The organism is Photobacterium piscicola, assembly GCF_046058925.1.
Lineage (GTDB): Bacteria > Pseudomonadota > Gammaproteobacteria > Enterobacterales > Vibrionaceae > Photobacterium > Photobacterium piscicola.
Map to the genome: position 1 here is coordinate 844164 of NZ_CP175534.1, position 19342 is coordinate 863505.

The following is a 19342-nucleotide window of genomic DNA, read 5'->3' on the forward strand; positions in this document are numbered from 1 at the left end:
AAAATGGCTGATAAAGAAAAAATTTCGGCATTGCTTGATGGCGAAGATTTGGATCAGAGCATTATCAATGCGCTGACCGTTGACAAAAATAGCGAGCAAAGTTGGCATGACTTCAACTTAATTGGTGATGTTATGCGTGGCGATGCACCGCAATGCAAACAATGGAATATTGCAGGAAATGTCGCGTTAGCGTTAGAGGCTGAACCGGCACACACAGGTGCTGTGATCACGCATATTGAGACTGTTACTCAGCCGATGATTACTGAAGAACAACCGACCCCATTTAAAGCGAAGCGGACATTACCCGCTTGGCTATCCCAGTTTGGTCAGGTTGCAGTGGCTGCATGTGTTTCATTAGCGGTAATTGTTGGCGTTCAACAATATGACGGTAATGGTAGCAACCTTACAACGACAACCAGTAATGATGTACCAGTACTACAAACTATTCCATTTACAGGTAAAGCTGAACCTGTGAGCTTAAATACCAGTATGGTTGATAATAATCAGACACCATCTGAATCACAGTTAATGGAACAACGACGTCGAATTAATTCGATGTTACAAGATTATGAACTGCAGCTTCGCTTCAATGCTGAAGATGGCAGTATTGATCATTCACAGCTACATCCTAATAAATCAGTGGCGGATTAATGAAAAAAATACTGGTCGGTGCGCTTGCATTGGTCAGCCTATTATTGCCACTCCAAGCCTCTGCTGAAGCGGTTAAACCTTCAACAGAGGCTTTGTTGCATCAAATGGGCCAAGCCAGCCGAGATCTTAGTTATGAGATGTCATACATTTGGGTTAAGAAAAATAGCATTGATACCTTGCGTTATCGGCATGCGTTAGAGAATGGTCAAAGTTACGCGCACTTGTTGTTTCTTAGTGGTCCACCACAAGAGGTGATTCAACGGGGTGATGAAGTTAGTTACTTTGAGCCGGGGCTTGATCCTTTTACCATTAAAAGTAATAAAATGGTCGCGCCAATATTGCCGCTAATGAAAGCCAATATAGATCGACTGGCTAATTTCTACGATTTTATTGCCATGGGACGCGCTCGTGAAGCGGGTGTTGCTTGTGATGTTGTTCGTGTCGCCCCTAAAGATGGTAATCGCTATTCTTATTTATTGTGGATTGATCAAACTACGCACTTAGTGATGCGAGCTGATTTATTGGATCGTGAAGGTGACCTACTTGAGCAATTTAGAGTGGTCTCATTTGTTGTGAACCCTAAAGTTGCCGAAATGCTCAGTAAGCTTGATCAAGTTAAATTGCCAGCTGTGGTACAATTGCCACAACAGCCACAGAAAAAACTTGAATGGGCCGTGAAGTGGTTACCAAATGGTTTCACATTAATTGCTGGTAATCGTCATCGATTATTATTAACTGAACGTGCGGTTGAAAGCCGAATGTACAGTGATGGTTTATTTAGTTTCTCTGTGTATGTTTCTGATGTGGATAATTTTGTTGGGCGAGGACAATTAGTTCGTCAAGGACGTCGTACCTTAACCACCAGAGTTGATGGCAACAAAGAAATAACAGTTGTCGGTGATATACCACCAGAAACGGCGCGACGAATTGCAGAAAATGTAACCTTTGATAATACTAAAGCTGAGGTTACCCAAACGAGTAAATAATCATGATGAGAACATTAGCGACGGTTGTCGCTGTTGAAGCCGGCCATATAACCGTGAGTTGTCAGCAACAAACCAGTTGTGGTCATTGTGCTTCGAGTGATAGTTGCGGCACAGGTATTGTGACAAAAGCCATGCCTGGGCGTTCTCATCAGATAAATATTGCGACCAATGAAAAAATAACCCTCGGACAAGTGGTTGAAATCGGCTTGTCTGAGCGTAGTATGTTGAGTTCAGCATTATTAGTTTATATGTTGCCGCTGCTATTTTTAATTGGCGGCAGTTTAGTTGGGCAATACATTTTTATTGATTTAGCAGCCAGTAACCAACTCGGTGTTATTGTGTCGGCTGCTGTTGCTACCACAGTAGGATTAATGATTGCACGCTATTATGCCAAGAAATTCGATGGGGATGCAGCCTACAAACCAAGCCTTATTCGAGTGCTAGGGTTACCCATTTCAGCAGATAAGCTGATAAATGCCGCATCGAAAGATAGCGAGTAGCGTTTAAATTCGGTAGAATCCGTCAACTTGATCGTAAGATCCCATTCATTTTAATCACGAGCAGTCACGCCATTCATGAAGCACATTCGTAACTTTTCGATTATCGCACATATCGACCATGGTAAGTCGACCTTATCCGACCGTCTAATTCAAGTCTGTGGCGGCCTTTCTGATCGAGAAATGGCTGCACAGGTTTTAGATTCAATGGATCTTGAACGCGAACGCGGTATTACTATCAAAGCCCAGAGCGTTACGCTTGATTACACGGCTAAAGATGGTGAAACTTATCAATTAAACTTTATCGACACCCCTGGACACGTTGACTTCTCGTATGAAGTATCGCGTTCACTTGCAGCTTGTGAAGGTGCATTGTTGGTCGTTGATGCGGGTCAGGGTGTAGAAGCTCAGACTTTAGCTAACTGTTATACCGCTATGGAAATGGACTTGGAAGTAGTGCCGATTTTAAATAAAATCGACCTTCCTGCTGCCGATCCTGAGCGTGTAGCCGAAGAAATTGAAGACATTGTTGGTATTGATGCGCTTGATGCTGTGCGTTGTTCAGCAAAAACAGGTGTTGGTGTTGACGAAGTTTTAGAAAAAATCGTTGAAGCAATTCCTGCACCTGAGGGTGATCCTGACGCACCACTACAAGCACTAATTATTGACTCATGGTTTGATAATTACTTAGGTGTTGTATCTTTGGTGCGTGTTAAAAACGGTAAGCTAAAGAAAAACGACAAAATTAAAGTGATGACCACAGGTCAAATCTGGGGTGTTGATCGTCTTGGTATCTTTACACCAAAACAAATTGATACTACTGAACTAAATACTGGCGAAGTTGGCTGGGTTGTTTGTGGTATTAAAGACATTCTAGGTGCGCCAGTTGGTGATACATTAACGCTAGCTAAAGGCGGTTGTGAGACCGCATTACCTGGCTTTAAAAAAGTAAAACCTCAGGTATACGCAGGTTTGTTCCCTGTATCATCTGATGATTACGAAAACTTCCGTGATGCGTTAGGTAAATTAAGCCTAAACGATGCGTCATTGTTTTATGAACCAGAAAGCTCGACAGCACTTGGTTTTGGTTTCCGTTGTGGTTTCTTGGGTATGCTCCACATGGAGATTATTCAAGAGCGTCTAGAGCGTGAATATGATCTGAACTTGATTACTACTGCACCAACAGTAGTATATGAAGTGAAGAAAACTGACGGCACCATGTTGTATGTTGATAGTCCGTCAAAATTACCGGCTGTCAATGACATTGAAATTATGGGTGAGCCTATTGCTCGCTGTAATATTCTGGTACCAAGCGAATACTTAGGTAATGTTATTACCCTATGTATTGAAAAGCGTGGTACGCAAGTTGATATGGTTTATCACGGCAATCAAGTAGCCTTAACTTATGATATTCCGATGTCAGAAGTGGTACTGGATTTCTTTGACCGTTTGAAATCAACCTCGCGTGGTTATGCATCGCTAGATTACAATTTCCAGCGTTACCAAGAATCAGACATGGTTCGAGTCGATATTCTATTGAACGGCGAGCGTGTTGATGCGTTAGCTATCATTACTCATAAAGAAAACTCACAGACCCGTGGTCGTGATGTTGTTGAGAAAATGAAAGAATTTATCCCTCGTCAAATGTTTGATATTGCTATTCAAGCCGCTATTGGTGCTCATATCATTGCACGTTCAACCGTGAAGCAATTGCGTAAAAACGTAATCGCAAAATGTTATGGTGGCGATATTAGCCGTAAGAAGAAGCTACTACAGAAACAGAAAGACGGTAAGAAGCGCATGAAGCAAATCGGTAATGTTGAATTACCACAAGAAGCTTTCTTAGCAATTCTTCATGTGGGCAAAGATAAGTAGTAACCTTTCTTTGTTTATAACAGTCTAGATGTAATTAGAAAGTGCTTATTTAACCTGTTAAATAGCACTTTCTTTTACTTAGAAGTTTTAAATTAGTCACAATAAACAAATAGTTGTGGTTAATTGCGTTAAACCTAAGGGATAACATGGCAAATACATTTTCAATAATACTGGTCTTAGCGACGATCTTTACCGGTATTATTTGGGCGCTAGATAAATTTCTATGGGCACCAAAGCGACAATTAAAAATTGCAGCCGCAGCTGAAAAAGCCGGTAGTCAAGTTGATGCTGAAGTAATTGCACGTGTTGCACCTCAGCCTAGTTGGGTTGAGTCTGCAAGCTCAATGTTTCCTGTTATTGCATTGATCATGATCTTCCGTTCATTTATTTATGAACCGTTCCAGATTCCATCAAAGTCAATGTTACCAACCCTGTATGTGGGTGATTTCATTCTGGTTCAAAAATTTGCTTACGGGTTACGTGATCCTGTTTTTGATCATAAATTTTTAAATACTGGTGAGCCTAAACGTGGTGATGTGATTGTATTCCGTTATCCACCTAATCCAAAGATTGATTACATTAAACGTGTTGTTGGTTTACCAGGTGATTTAATTCGTTACAGCGCTGACAAAAAACTATGCATTCAGCCACAAGGCACTTCTGTTTGTAAGCCTGTGAAATTAACGAACATGAAAGACAGTGAATTTACCCAAGGTATGACACGTCTGATTGAATATAACGAACACCTTGGTGATGTAAATCATCATATTTTGATCAATCCATCGCGACGTGATAACCGTATGGCTTACGTACCTCGCCCAGGGATCGGTGAGTGGATTGTACCAAAAGGTGAATATTTTGTTATGGGTGACAACCGTGACAATAGTGCTGATAGTCGTTACTGGGGTTTTGTACCAGAAGCGAACTTAGTCGGCAAGGCGGTAGCTATTTGGATGAGCTTTGATTTTGATCGCAAGCCTGATAGTTTACTTCCATCTTGGATCCCTACCGGCGTACGTTTTAATCGTATCGGTAGCATTAAATAATCGAGAGAAAATGACAACTCCAGCGAATAGGCTCCAGCGCAAGCTGGGCTACCAGTTTAATAATTGTGAGTTGATGACATTAGCACTGACACATCGCAGTGCTAATGGCACCCACAACGAGCGCCTAGAGTTTCTAGGCGATTCTATTTTAAGTTTTGTTGTTGCTGATGACTTATATCACCGTTTTCCTAATGTGGATGAAGGTGATATGAGCCGAATGCGCGCAACACTAGTTCGTGGTAAGACCTTGGCAGAGTTAGGACGTGAGTTCGAACTAGGCGATTACTTACTATTGGGCCCAGGCGAACTGAAAAGTGGCGGTTTCCGTCGTGATTCTATTTTGGCTGACTGTGTTGAAGCAATCATTGGCGCGGTTTATCTAGATAGTGATGTTGAGACAGTGCGTCAAGTCGTATTGGCTTGGTATAAATCACGTCTTGATACAATTGAACCAGGCATCAACCAAAAAGATCCAAAAACACGCCTGCAAGAATGCTTACAAGGTCGCCGTTTACCATTACCTGCATATACTGTAACTAAGGTACAAGGTGAAGCTCATAACCAAGAGTTCACTGTACAGTGTGATGTCACAGGTTTGGATGAGCCTGTAATTGGTAAAGGCGGCAGTCGGCGCAAGGCAGAGCAGGCAGCAGCAGAAATTGCACTTAATCAGTTGGAATCATGACAGATAAACAACATTGTGGCTTTATTGCCATCGTTGGTCGACCGAACGTCGGAAAATCAACCTTGCTTAACCGTTTAGTGGGACAAAAACTGTCTATCACTTCACGTAAACCTCAAACGACACGTCACCGTATTATGGGTGTTGACACTCGTGATGGGTATCAAGCTGTTTATATTGATACTCCAGGTTTGCACATTGAAGAAAAACGTGTGATTAACCGTTTAATGAACCGTGCTGCTAGCAGTTCATTAACCGACGTTGAATTAGTGCTATTCCTTGTTGATGGCACGACGTGGACGGCTGATGATGAGATGGTACTGAATAAGCTTATGAAAAGTGAGCTGCCAACAGTATTGTTGATCAACAAAGTCGACAACATTAAAGAAAAGCATGAGTTATTCCCGCATTTGCAGGAATTAGCGAAAAAAATGCCGTTTGTTGATGTTATTCCTATGTCGGCAAAGAAAGGCACCAACATTGCGGCAATTGAAAAAATTGTTCATGATCATTTACCTGAATGTGAATACTACTTCCCTGAAGAGTATGTAACGGATCGTTCACAGCGCTTTATGGCGTCAGAAATTATTCGTGAAAAACTAATGCGCTTTACAGGTGAAGAATTACCATATTCAGTCACCGTTGAAATTGAGCGTTTTGATTTCAACCCTGAAACAAATGGTTTTGATATCAATGGTTTGATTTTGGTTGAGCGTAAAGGCCAGAAGAAAATGGTGATCGGTAAAGGCGGCGATAAGATCAAAGTTATTGGTCGTGAAGCCCGTTTAGATATGGAAGATCTATTTGAACGCAAAGTGTATTTAGAACTTTGGGTTAAAGTGAAATCAGGTTGGGCAGATGACGAACGTGCATTGCGCAGCTTAGGTTACATTGACGATCTATAAGGATAGTAATGGAGGGCTTACAGCGTTGTTTTGTCCTTCATTATCGTCATTATAGTGAGACGAGCCTGATCCTCGATGTATTTAGCGAGGATTATGGCCGTCTTACCCTACTTGCTAAAGGCGCGCGTCGTAAGCGTTCTAATCTTAAAGGTACATTACAACCTTTCACGCCATTGTTTATGAAATGGAGTGGTAAAGGAAGTATGCCTGTCCTTACCCATGCTGAGCCTATCAGTATCGGCTTGCCACTGCGCAGCTATATTTTATATTCCGCGATGTACGTTAATGAAGTTCTTGCGCGAGTATTAGAAAATCACACCCCTTATCCGGTGTTGTTTCTTGATTATTTGAATGTGTTACGTGAGCTTGCACAAGCGGATAATCCAGAACCAGCATTGCGGCGTTTTGAACTCGCTTTATTGCATCACCTTGGCTACGGTATCGATTTTCTACATTGTGCAGGAAGTGGATTAGCCGTTGATGATCTGATGACATACAACTACCGCGAACAACGTGGTTTTATTGCCTCAATGAAAATAACCCAATTGACTTTTCGAGGTAATGAATTAAAAGCACTTGCTGCGAGATGTTTTGAAACCCCTGAACAACTTCGTGCGGCGAAGCGCTTTACACGCATAGCACTAAAGCCGTATCTTGGTTCAAAGCCATTAAAAAGTCGGGAATTGTTTCTCCCTCGAACAAGGAGTATCGGAAAATGAACAACATTCTACTGGGTGTTAATATCGATCATATTGCAACGTTACGTAATGCTCGTGGTACACGTTACCCTGATCCTGTTCATGCTGCCGAAGTGGCAGAGCGCGCGGGTGCTGATGGTATTACGGTGCATCTGCGTGAAGATCGTCGCCATATTAATGATCGTGATGTTCGAATTTTACGAGAAACATTACAAACACGGATGAACTTAGAAATGGCGGTCACTGATGAAATGGTGGCGATTGCAATTGAAACTCAACCTGAATACGTGTGTTTAGTACCTGAAAAACGTGCGGAACTTACCACTGAAGGCGGTTTAGATGTTGCGGGGCAATGTGAGAAAATCACAGCAGCAACAGCCAAACTTGCGGCGGTTGGTATTAAAGTGTCGTTATTTATTGATGCTGATAAACGGCAGATTGATGCTGCGTTAGCGACAGGTGCGCCATTTATTGAATTACATACTGGTCATTATGCCGATGCGACCACTGAAGAAATTCAAGCCGCAGAGCTTGAAAAAATTGCAGTGGCAGCAACCTATGCTGCGAGTCTAGGAATTAAAGTCAATGCCGGGCACGGTTTAACTTATCATAACGTTAAAGCTATCGCCGCGTTACCTGAGCTGTATGAACTTAATATTGGTCATTCTATTATGGGACGTGCAATGTTTGATGGCCTTGAAAAAGCGGTCACAGATATGCGTTCATTAATGCAGGAAGCGCGTGGTTAATGGCTATTTTAGGTTTAGGGACTGATATCGTTGAAATTGAACGGATTGAAAAAGTGCTCACTCGCACTGGCGATGGGTTTGCTGAGCGGGTGTTATCAGCCTCTGAACTTGAACAATACTATCGATTAAAGCTACGCGCTCGGTTTGTAGCAAAGCGGTTTGCGGTTAAAGAAGCGGCCTCTAAAGCATTAGGAACTGGGATTGCGTGTGGCGTATCTTTTCAAGATTTTAGCGTGACTAACGATGAGCGTGGTAAGCCATTGGTTACTTTCTCAGGTCAGGCATTATTATTACTGACCGCAATGGGAGGACAACACGTGCATCTGACTATTGCCGATGAGCGTCGTTATGCAGTAGCAACCGTGATCATTGAAAGTTGATCTCATCGTAATGATGGCTGATAAAAAAGCGCTAGCCTTATCAACTAGCGCTTTTTTGTTATCATCTTCTTGATGATCATATGATGGTATCAGATAAGCGTAGTATTAATGCCGATATTGCTTAGAAGCTTTAACCACATTGTCCATTTCATCAATAAGCTCTAATAGTTCTGGCTCAATATCTACCATGGCTGCATTTGCTTTTAGCTCGGTCTCAATAGTATGGCAGAGGTATTTTAAGCGTGGTACGCCACTGTAAGCACAGCTACCGTGAAGTTTATGGATTGAAGGCCATAACTCGACTTGTTTACCATCCAGCGCTTCATTGACTAATAATTCCACCTCAGGCATATAATCCAATAGCATTTGCAGCATGTCACGGGCTAAATCTTCTTTGCCTGCCGCTTGTTTAAGTGCCAGTGACCAATCAAAACTAATACTATTATCAATGGTTAATGGTGTATCTTGCTGCGCTTGAATAATATCAATGGTGGTATTGGAGGAGGATATTGATGCCACACCTTGATGATCACTTGGTGAGATCCACTTCGCCAAAATTTGCTGCAAAATATGCTCTTCAATAGGCTTGGTAAGATAATCATCCATTCCCGCATTGATTAATCGCTCTCGTTCACCAGCCATTGCATGGGCTGTGACGGCAATAATCGGCGTATTGTGGTTGAGGTTAGTTTTATGTATTTCTTGGCAAGCGGTCACGCCGTCCATTTCTGGCATTTGAATGTCCATAAAGATCAGATCAAATGTTTTTTGGTGAGCATATTCAACCGCTTTTTTACCGCCAGTGGCAGTGATCACGGTTTCGACACGTTCACCTAACAGGGCTGAAATTAACTTTAAGTTGGCAGGGTTATCATCAACCGCCATGACCGTTAATGCTTGAATTGGCGCCAGTGGCGTAGTTAATGCAGGGAGCTCTGGTTCATTATGTTCGTCGTTGTTATCGCATAATGCTTCAAACAGCTTACGTGAAGCAATTGGCTTACCAAGGCAAATCTCAACCCCGGTATTAGTCAGTTTTTCTGATAGTGCGAGCTCAGTTGTCGGTAAGCAAACCAGAACTTTGTCGGCAATCTGCTCGGCTTTAAAGATATGATTAAACAAGACTGCTATCGGTGGTTGTTCACATGGCGATAAACACAATAATGCAAAATCATGGTGTTCAATATCTTCCGGCATGGTTGAGCGATAAGTCACATGAACCCCAGCATTAATTAGCCGCTGCTGAACCACCGAGGCGGCTTGCATATTGGGCTCGATAAGCAGTAATTTTTTACCCATTAATGATGTTGTATCAATAAGTTGTGATACAGGTAAATCTGTTTTGTGCATGCGAATGCTAAACCAGAATGTCGAACCTTGGTGAAGACGACTCGTCAAGCTGACTTGGCCCCCCATTTGGCTGACCAGTTTCTGGGTGATCACTAGCCCTAAACCGGTGCCGCCATAACGACGAGAGATACTCGCATCAGCTTGGCTAAAGGCTTGGAAGAGCTGGGCTTGTTGACGTTCTGAAATACCGATACCAGTATCACGCACCATAAATTGCAGTTCGATATTATTATCATGCTCAGATTTGAGCTCGACAGATACATCAATGTTGCCTGTTTCAGTAAACTTAACCGCGTTACCGATTAAGTTAGTGACCACTTGCTGGATACGCAATGGATCACCTATTAAGCTTGGTGGTATACGAGTGTCAATTTTAAGGGTTAATTCTAAGCCTTTCTCATGGGCACTTGGCGCAAGTAGACGCATCACATCATCAAGTGCATCAGTGAAATCAAACGGTATATTTTCTAATAATAATTTACCTGCTTCTAGTTTTGAGAAGTCTAAAATATCATTAATGATAGTGAGCAGGTTGTTGGCCGAGTTTTCAATCGTCAGTAGATAATCTTGTTGGTTGGTGTTGAGCTTGGTTTTTAACATTTGACGAGTAAAACCAATCACACCATTAAGTGGGGTACGTAATTCGTGTGACATGTTGGCTAAGAATTCAGACTTAACCCGTGCCGCTTCTTGAGCCCGTTTTTTGGCAATATCTAACTCAACGTTTTGAATTTCAAGTTGTTCAAGAGTTTCACGTAAATCGGAAGTGGCCTGATCAATACTTTGTTGCATTTCAATATGATATTCAGACAGTGAAATTGCCATCGCATTGATGCCGTTTTTAAGGGTATCAAGTTCACCAAGGAGTTGACCTTCGATTCGAACATCAAGGTGTCCACGCCGAATTCTATCAACGACACTGATCATATGAGAAATGGGACGAGTCACATCTTGCATTAACCGATAAGCAAACAAAGACGATAGGCTAAGTCCAAGCAGTAATACCATTAGAGCGGTAAACACTTCTTGATATTGTTGTAATCGTAATGAACTGAGATCAAGTTCAATGGCGATATAACCCAATGGTTTCCCTAATGAGCTAGCACTCGTATTTGAACCAAATTGGCCTTCAGTTAAAATAGGGGTACGTAAAATAAGGGTATTATCGTTGAGCTGAGTATCAAGCAAACGTGGAATTGGCTTATCGTCTGGATACATAAAAGAAGCAAAATTACGGTGAAAGTTAGAGGTCGCAAAAATTTTATTGTGATCCGTAAAAACAGCAATGCTTCGAATAATGTCGGAATGTTTACGATGGGTGTAACCGATCAGGCGTCGAATAGCCTCCCGATTCTTTTCGGTCATGCCATATTCAGCCGAAATTGCTAACGGCTCAATAATACTGGTACCTGTTGAAATCAATTGATGTTCAAGATCTTGATAGCGGCTCATGGTAAAAAAAGCGCTCAATAACAGGCCGATTATCAGTGTTGGTGCTAATGTCAGGGTAAAGACCCTGGCACGAAGTCCATATTTGGTCATGGTTCTCTTAATTACAAGCAAGCGATTCTGTGGGAGAATTAGCACCCATCTATATTCCTAGTTTAAATAAACTAGGGCTATGCAACAAATACTCAATGTCTGAACAGTGAGCAAAACACTATGGCACGCTTTTTTAAGCCTCAAAAACGTACAACTGACACCAAACATAAAGAAATCACGATTAGCCGCTTAGATCACCTCGGTGCTGGTATTGGTCATCTACAGGGCAAATCTGTCTTTGTTGATGGCTTACTTCCCACTGAAACGGCGGTAGTACAGTTAACGGAAGATAAAAAAAATTATGCTCGTGCTAAAGTGATTAAGCGCCTTTCAGACAGTAATGCCCGTATTAAACCCCATTGTGCGATCTATGACCAGTGTGGCGGTTGTAATTTGCAGCATTTATCGCATCAAGGCCAAGTGACAGCTAAACAACAAGCGCTGAGTGAACTAATGGAAAAGTTTGCTGTTATTGATCAAGCTGATTGTATTCAGCAGCCACCAATTATCAGTGAGCCGTTGCATTATCGTCGTTGTGCTCGTTTTGCCGTGCGTGTTGAAAATAACGGTCAGTTACAATTTGGTTTCCGCAAAAAGCAAAGTAATGACATTGTTAATGTTAATCTGTGTCCAGTATTAGCTCAGCCGTTGAATGATTTATTACCGTCATTACGCGAGTTATTACAAAATCTAAAAGGCCGCCGTTTTGTTGGTCATATTGAATTGACCCATGCTGATAATGGTTGTGTGGTGTTAATTCGCCATCTTGCGCCTTTTAATGCTGACGATAGTGCACTTATTGATGCATTTGCTATCCAACACAATGTGATGTTGTTTTTAGCGCCAGAAACCGATCAACTTATTCAATCTCATGGTGAACAACCTTACTATGAAATTGATGATCTTAAACTGACGTTTTCACCTAAAGATTTTATTCAAGTCAATCGTGATGTGAACATTAAAATGGTAGCACAAGCGATTAAATGGCTTGATGTTCAGCCACAAGATAGAGTGTTAGATTTATTCTGTGGTCTAGGTAACTTTAGCCTGCCATTAGCAAAATATGCTAAAGCGGTGGTTGGGGTTGAAGGCATTGATGATATGGTTTTACGCGCGACAGACAATGCTCAAGCTAATGCGCAATATAATGCCACTTTCTATCAAGCGAATTTAGAACAAGATGTGACTAAATTGGTGTGGGCACAAGAGCAATTTGATAAAATTTTACTCGATCCTGCGCGTGCAGGTGCTGCTGGAGTGATGGATCATGTGGTTAAGCTAGCACCGAATAAAGTGGTTTATGTATCATGTAATCCCGCAACATTGGCTCGTGATAGCCAAGTGTTATTGCAAAAAGGTTATCAATTAGAGCGCCTTGGTATGTTGGATATGTTCCCACACACTGGGCATTTAGAATCTATGGCATTGTTTGTAAAGGCTCAAAAAAAGCAGAAAAAATAGTTATAGCAATTACTGCTATTGCCATTAAATAGAAAACAGGACAGAGACATGGTCGCAGTACGTGGAGCACATCTAAAACAAAACACGATATTTGAGCTCGCCTCATGGGTCGAAAGTTTACGTTTAGATGCAAAAACGTTTGGACGTTTAGAAGGAACTTATCTACGTTGTCAGGAACTGGTTATCGATCACGATAATGGTCCGTTGCTGTTATGGCGCGGTCGTGAAATGGTTGAGATTCTGGTGACGTTAAGCATGGATGCCGATACGCTAATATCGGCAATGCTATATCCATTAGTTGAAGCGGGTTGTTATAGCCATGAGCAAGTAAAAGAAGATTACAACGGCACTATTCTGCATTTAGTAGAAGGTGTTGAACAAATGTGTGCTATTAGCCAACTTAAATCGACGGCAGAAGAAGCGGCCCAATCAGCACAAGTTGATAGTATTCGTCGAATGCTGTTATCGATGGTTGATGATTTCCGTTGTGTCGTTATTAAGCTAGCGGAGCGTATTTGTAATCTTCGTGAAGTGAAAAATGAACCTGATGCGGTGCGTCGTATCGCGGCACAAGAGTGTGCCAATATTTATGCACCGTTAGCAAATAGATTGGGTATCGGGCAATTAAAATGGGAAATTGAAGATTACGCTTTCCGTTATCAACATCCCGAAGTTTATAAGCAAATTGCCAAACAGCTTTCCGAACGTCGTATTGATCGTGAAGGCTACATCATGCATTTTGTTGATGATTTGTCGGACGCAATGCGTGCCTCAAATATTCGTGCAGAAGTGCAAGGTCGACCTAAACATATCTACAGCATTTGGCGCAAAATGCAGAAGAAAAGCTTAGAGTTTGATGAGCTGTTTGATGTGCGTGCCGTACGCATTGTCGCTGAAGAATTGCAAGATTGTTATGCCGCGTTAGGGGTTGTGCACACCAAATATCGGCATTTACCTAAAGAATTTGATGATTATGTCGCTAATCCTAAACCTAACGGCTACCAATCTATTCATACGGTTGTATTGGGCCCTGAAGGTAAAACAATTGAGATTCAGATTCGTACTAAGCAAATGCATGAAGAATCTGAGTTAGGGGTTGCTGCGCATTGGAAATACAAGGAAGGCCCTGCAGCTTCTGGTGGTGCTCAGTCTGCTTATGATGAAAAAATAAATTGGTTACGTAAGTTACTGGTATGGCAAGAAGAAATGTCAGATTCTGGCGAAATGCTGGATGAGCTTCGAAGCCAAGTGTTTGATGATCGTGTTTATGCCTTTACCCCAAAAGGGGACGTGGTTGATTTGCCATCAAATGCAACGCCGTTAGATTTTGCGTATCATATTCACTCTGAAGTGGGGCACCGTTGTATTGGTGCAAAAGTAGAAGGTCGAATTGTACCGTTTACTTACCATTTACAGATGGGGGATCAGGTTGAAATTATCACGCAAAAAGAACCTAACCCTTCTCGTGATTGGTTAAACCCTAATCAAGGCTTTGTGACCTCTAGTCGTGCGCGAGCCAAGGTTCATGCTTGGTTCCGTAAGCAAGATCGTGATAAAAATATTATTGCCGGTAAAGAAATTCTTGAAGCGGAGCTGAGTAAGATCCATGCAACGCTAAAAGATGCACACTCTTACGCCAGTAAACGCTTTAATGTTAATTCGCCAGAAGAGCTGTATGCTGGTATTGGTAGTGGTGATCTGCGGATCAATCAAATTATCAATCATATTAATGCGCTAATTAACAAACCTACAGCGGAAGAAGAAGATCAACAACTGCTTGATAAACTATCTGAAGCCAGTGAAAAAGCGTCGCATACAACCAAAAAGCCACGCCGTGATTCAGTCGTTGTTGAAGGGGTTGATAATTTAATGACTCACTTAGCGCGTTGTTGTCAGCCAATTCCTGGTGATGATATTCAAGGCTTTGTGACGCAAGGACGAGGTATTTCTGTTCACCGTCATGACTGTGAGCAGTTAGAAGAACTACGTCACCATGCACCAGAGCGTATTATTGATACGGTGTGGGGCGGTGGTTTTATTGGTAATTATACTATTACTGTTCGCGTGACTGCTTCTGAGCGTAATGGTCTGCTTAAAGAGCTGACCAATACCTTGATGAATGAAAAAGTTAAAGTGGCGGGCATGAAGAGCCGGGTTGATTATAAAAAGCAAATGTCGATCATGGACTTTGAACTTGAATTAACAGATTTAGACGTTTTAGGACGGGTGTTAAATCGAATTGAACAAGTAAAAGATGTTGCCCAAGCTAAACGTTTATATGGTTAACTGTATAATATAGATATTAAAAATGGGTAGCATTAGCTGCCCATTTTTATATTTAAATAAAGCAAAACAAGAGCATGATAGTTTGTTTGAAATAGATATTGTTTTTATATAACTGTGTGTTGGTATTTTATAATTCGATAAATATAGATATTATTATAAAAAATGAAAATTATTAAAAATATTGACTCATATAAGGTGACAGGATAATATTTAATCATCTTACTTATGATGATGTGTTATGTATTTTTTGAAATTACATAAATTGGTGTTTATTTTATTTACCACTCTGCTTTTTTTAAGCAGTAGTGTGAATGCTGCATTTATAAATCAAACCCCACATATCATAACTGAATTATCATCTAGTGCCTCAATACAGAATAAAGATACATCTTCAACTTCTGCGGTGAATAATAACTGCTGTTTGAATTGTAAAGACTGTTCTCATTGCCAGTGCTGCCAAATAGTCACGCATACTAATATTAGTAGTGTGTTACATATTATACCTGCTTTGCCTTTGAAAATAGCGAGTGTGAGTCAATTAGCACCGATTGAAGCTATTCAAGATGAAATGATAATTACAATAGCACCATCAATATATCGACCTCCTATTGCCTAATAGTTTGTTACTTACTGTATATTCGAATAAATATTATATTATTTTTCGATTCAGTAATGCTATTTACATTAATATCATCAATCTAACTTATAGATATAGGTGATATTGTTGAAGTGATATTTATAGTTCTATTTATATAGCGCTATTGGAGAGTTGTAATGAAAAAAACGATATTCAATGTAGTAACACAGAAAAGTATATTAAATATAATCTTACTCTGTGCATTATTTATTATCCCTGATAATGATTTTATGAATGTTCCGACAGAAGCCATTAAACAATTGATGTTTTTTATTTTATGTATTCAGTGCATTAAAGGATTTGAAAATAAAATAGTGCTAGGTTGTTCTTAATTGAACTGTCATCGGACATTACAAAATAATATACATTTATTAGGATAAATTATGAACTTATATACGTTTGATAATATTGTTAAAACTCATGCTGTAAAAATGGTATTCGTGGCTGTTAGTCTCTTATTTTCAACGTCGGTATTTGCTGAGTCAGTGGCTGATCACGATTGTAATGACGGCCGTTGTTCTCAATATGTTGTAAGCAATGATAATGCTCATCAGCATGATCGCAACTGTCAGCATCATGATAATAACGACTATAACCACCACCATAATGGCGACTGTAATCATCATAGCAACGATGACAACCACCACCATAATGGTGATTGCAATCATCATAATAACGATGACTATAATCATCACAATGGCGATTGTAATCATTATGACAATGAAGACAGTAATTACCGTCATAACAGTGAGTGTCGTCATCATGACAGTGATGGCGGAAACCATCATGGAAACTGTCACCATAATCAATAATCGTGACTATGAATCATTGAATTAGTTTTCTACTATTAACTATCAATGTTATGGCGCTGTTAGTGTGATCTAATGGCGCCATTTATAAAGAGTAGATAATATGGATGATAAAATTCGCCCTCAGATAGAACAGCTATTAAGCATTATGAGTCAATTACGCGATCCTCAAACGGGGTGTCCGTGGGATTTAAAACAAAACTTTGATTCAATCGTGCCTCATACCATTGAAGAAGCATATGAAGTAGCTGATGCGATAGAGCAAAAAAATTGGACTGATGTAAAAGAAGAGTTGGGCGATTTATTGTTTCAAGTGGTTTTTTATAGTCAGCTTGCCAAGGAACAGGGTTTGTTTGACTTTAATGATGTGGTTACGGGGATCAGTGACAAGTTAATCCGTCGCCATCCGCATGTCTTTAGTGATAAGCAATTTGATAATGAAGCGGCGGTTAAACAAAATTGGGAAGCTGAAAAAGCCAAAGAACGAGCACAAAAATTACAAGATGAAAGTTTGCTCGCTAATATCCCTTTAGCATTACCGGCATTGACTCGTGCAGATAAAATTCAGCAACGCTGTGCAAGCCAAGGTTTTGATTGGGATAGCCTAGGGCCTGTGGTAGATAAAGTGACGGAAGAGTTGGATGAAGTGATGGCAGAGGTCATTCAAACGCCACAAGATCAACATAAGATAGCTGAAGAGATGGGAGATTTACTTTTTTCAGTGGTTAATTTAAGCCGCCATCTCGAGGTAAAACCTGAACATGCACTCCAACAAGCAAATAAAAAATTTGAGCGACGTTTTCGCCAAGTTGAAAAAAATGTGCTAGAACAAGGTAAGTCACTAGAGCAATGCTCATTAACTGAGCTAGATCTTGAGTGGGATAAAGTAAAACAACACGAATGCAATAAATAACTATTCCCATTTGGGATGTATATGCTATAACGGTATAGTGATTTAGTGGCTAAAAGTATCGAAATGGGGTGAAAATAACGCGCATATCACTTCCTTGATTTGAGACAAAAAAAATCTTAGGGGTGTGTGATAGTTTTTCACGTTGTGGCGATAAATGGTGTCTGGTATACTAATTTCCCGTCCAGATACACTTTATCCTCTACACCAATCTTCCAGGTTTAACATGACAACGAATTATATTTTTGTTACGGGCGGAGTAGTATCCTCTCTAGGTAAAGGCATTGCTGCAGCATCTTTGGCAGCTATTCTAGAAGCACGTGGTCTTAATGTGACCATGATGAAATTAGACCCTTACATTAACGTTGATCCAGGCACAATGAGCCCTACTCAGCATGGTGAAGTATTCGTTACGGAAGACGGTGCAGAGACTGATCTTGATTTAGGTCACTACGAGCGTTTCATTCGTACCAAAATGACTAAGCGTAATAACTTTACTGCTGGTCGTGTGTACGCTGATGTACTACGTAAAGAACGTCGTGGTGATTACCTAGGTGCAACGATTCAGGTTATTCCACATATCACAAACGAAATTAAAGAGCGTGTGATTGCTGGTGCTGCGGGTCATGATATAGCGATTGTTGAAGTCGGTGGCACAGTTGGCGATATTGAATCACTACCATTTATGGAAGCTATTCGTCAGCTTGCAGTACAACACGGCCGTGAAAACACCATGTTTATGCACTTGACATTAGTGCCTTACCTTGCTGCTGCTGGTGAAGTGAAAACTAAGCCAACTCAACACTCAGTAAAAGAATTACTTTCTATCGGTATTCAACCAGATATTTTGGTTTGCCGTAGTGATCGTATTATTCCTGCAAACGAGCGTGCAAAAATTGCTCTGTTCTGTAATGTGCAGGAAAAAGCGGTTATCTCAATGAAAGACGTAGATTCAATCTACAAAATCCCACAACTTATTAAAGCTCAAGGTCTTGATGACTTGGTATGTAAGCGTTTTGGTATTACTGCGCCAGAAGCTGATCTATCTGAGTGGGAACAAGTTATTTATGAAGAAGCTAACCCGACAGCAGAAGTAACTATTGGTCTGGTTGGTAAATATACTGAACTACCTGATGCATACAAATCAGTTAACGAAGCGCTTAAGCACGCGGGTCTGAAAAACCGTATCTCAGTGAAGATCAAATATATTGATTCTCAAGATGTTGAGTCTAAAGGCACCGAAGTGCTTGCTAACCTAGATGCAATCTTAGTACCGGGTGGCTTTGGTCATCGTGGTATCGAAGGTAAAATTCTGACGGCTCAATATGCACGTGAAAACAAAATTCCATACCTAGGTATTTGTTTAGGTATGCAAGTAGCGTTGATCGAGTTTGCTCGTAATGTAGCGAACATGGCTGATGCGCACTCAACTGAATTTAACACTGAAACTAAACACCCAGTTGTTGGTCTTATCACTGAGTGGGTTGATAGTGAAGGTAATGTAGAAGAGCGTACTGAAAAATCTGATCTAGGCGGCACAATGCGTCTTGGTTCTCAGTTATGTCATCTTCAAGACGGTTCAAAAGCACGTGAATTGTACGCTCAAGCGTCAATCCATGAGCGTCACCGTCACCGTTACGAAGTTAATAACAACTTGCTACCAAAGCTAGAGAAGGCTGGTCTGAAAGTATCAGGTCTATCTGCTGATAAGAAGCTCGTTGAGATTATTGAAATTCCGAACCACCCATGGTTCGTTGCTGCACAGTTCCACCCAGAATTCACATCAACACCTCGTGATGGTCACCCATTATTTGAAGGTTTTGTTAAAGCTGCTGGTGTATACCACCGCGGTGATTCTGATAAGTAAGGATTACTGAT

At 40.9% G+C, this 19342-nt stretch carries 16 protein-coding genes; 15 read left to right on the plus strand and 1 reads right to left on the minus strand.

Features of this window, described 5'->3' with window-relative positions:
- Nucleotides 1-3 precede the first annotated feature (3 nt).
- The 10 genes from ACJZU6_RS04160 to acpS all read left to right on the plus strand — a co-directional run bounded on the left by ACJZU6_RS04160 (nt 4) and on the right by acpS (nt 8469).
- A complete protein-coding gene (locus ACJZU6_RS04160) occupies nt 4-651 on the plus strand; it encodes an RseA family anti-sigma factor (protein ID WP_080158224.1) in 648 nt (215 codons plus the stop codon).
- Nucleotides 651-1637 (plus strand): sigma-E factor regulatory protein RseB, encoded by a 987-nt coding sequence (gene rseB / locus ACJZU6_RS04165; RefSeq protein ID WP_080158223.1) that lies wholly within the window; start codon nt 651-653, stop codon nt 1635-1637. Before ACJZU6_RS04160 ends, rseB begins: the two co-directional genes overlap by 1 nt.
- A 2-nt stretch (nt 1638-1639) precedes the next feature.
- Nucleotides 1640-2137 carry a SoxR reducing system RseC family protein gene (locus ACJZU6_RS04170; RefSeq protein ID WP_080158222.1) on the plus strand — a complete coding sequence of 166 codons (498 nt, stop codon included), beginning with the start codon at nt 1640-1642 and terminating at the stop codon, nt 2135-2137.
- A 75-nt stretch (nt 2138-2212) separates the two neighbouring features.
- Nucleotides 2213-4009, plus strand: a complete 1797-nt coding sequence (lepA, locus tag ACJZU6_RS04175; protein ID WP_107276738.1) for a translation elongation factor 4 — start codon at nt 2213-2215, stop codon at nt 4007-4009.
- Nucleotides 4010-4155: 146 nt separating this feature from the next.
- A complete protein-coding gene (lepB, locus tag ACJZU6_RS04180) occupies nt 4156-5055 on the plus strand; it encodes a signal peptidase I (protein ID WP_107276739.1) in 900 nt (299 codons plus the stop codon).
- A gap of 10 nt (nt 5056-5065) precedes the next feature.
- Nucleotides 5066-5740 carry a ribonuclease III gene (gene rnc, locus ACJZU6_RS04185; RefSeq protein ID WP_080158219.1) on the plus strand — a complete coding sequence of 225 codons (675 nt, stop codon included), beginning with the start codon at nt 5066-5068 and terminating at the stop codon, nt 5738-5740.
- Entirely contained in the window at nt 5737-6642 is a 906-nt protein-coding gene (era, locus tag ACJZU6_RS04190; RefSeq protein ID WP_080158218.1) for a GTPase Era, read from the plus strand. Before rnc ends, era begins: the two co-directional genes overlap by 4 nt.
- Before the next feature lie 8 nt (nt 6643-6650).
- Nucleotides 6651-7361 carry a DNA repair protein RecO gene (gene recO / locus ACJZU6_RS04195; RefSeq protein ID WP_080158217.1) on the plus strand — a complete coding sequence of 237 codons (711 nt, stop codon included), beginning with the start codon at nt 6651-6653 and terminating at the stop codon, nt 7359-7361.
- Nucleotides 7358-8089 carry a pyridoxine 5'-phosphate synthase gene (pdxJ, locus tag ACJZU6_RS04200; protein ID WP_080158216.1) on the plus strand — a complete coding sequence of 244 codons (732 nt, stop codon included), beginning with the start codon at nt 7358-7360 and terminating at the stop codon, nt 8087-8089. Before recO ends, pdxJ begins: the two co-directional genes overlap by 4 nt.
- Complete coding sequence (gene acpS / locus ACJZU6_RS04205) at nt 8089-8469, plus strand: holo-ACP synthase (RefSeq protein WP_080158215.1); 381 nt, start codon at nt 8089-8091, stop codon at nt 8467-8469. Before pdxJ ends, acpS begins: the two co-directional genes overlap by 1 nt.
- Before the next feature lie 105 nt (nt 8470-8574).
- Here the strand turns inward: acpS and barA are convergent, their stop codons facing one another.
- Nucleotides 8575-11361: a two-component sensor histidine kinase BarA gene (gene barA / locus ACJZU6_RS04210; protein ID WP_408900692.1), complete on the minus strand. Its 2787-nt coding sequence runs from the start codon at nt 11359-11361 to the stop codon at nt 8575-8577.
- Nucleotides 11362-11481: 120 nt separating this feature from the next.
- Between barA and rlmD the strand changes: the two genes are divergently transcribed.
- From rlmD to ACJZU6_RS04235, 5 genes are all read left to right on the plus strand, one after another.
- Nucleotides 11482-12822, plus strand: a complete 1341-nt coding sequence (gene rlmD, locus ACJZU6_RS04215; RefSeq protein ID WP_080158213.1) for a 23S rRNA (uracil(1939)-C(5))-methyltransferase RlmD — start codon at nt 11482-11484, stop codon at nt 12820-12822.
- A gap of 48 nt (nt 12823-12870) precedes the next feature.
- A complete protein-coding gene (gene relA / locus ACJZU6_RS04220) occupies nt 12871-15108 on the plus strand; it encodes a GTP diphosphokinase (RefSeq protein ID WP_080158212.1) in 2238 nt (745 codons plus the stop codon).
- Between the two features lie 1020 nt (nt 15109-16128).
- Nucleotides 16129-16557, plus strand: a complete 429-nt coding sequence (locus ACJZU6_RS04225) for a hypothetical protein (RefSeq protein WP_408900693.1) — start codon at nt 16129-16131, stop codon at nt 16555-16557.
- Nucleotides 16558-16657: 100 nt separating this feature from the next.
- Nucleotides 16658-17467, plus strand: coding sequence for a nucleoside triphosphate pyrophosphohydrolase (mazG, locus tag ACJZU6_RS04230; RefSeq protein ID WP_408900694.1), 810 nt, complete (start codon nt 16658-16660; stop codon nt 17465-17467).
- A 223-nt stretch (nt 17468-17690) separates the two neighbouring features.
- On the plus strand, nt 17691-19331 hold the full coding sequence (locus tag ACJZU6_RS04235; RefSeq protein ID WP_080158208.1) for a CTP synthase: 1641 nt from the start codon (nt 17691-17693) through the stop codon (nt 19329-19331).
- Nucleotides 19332-19342 lie beyond the last annotated feature (11 nt).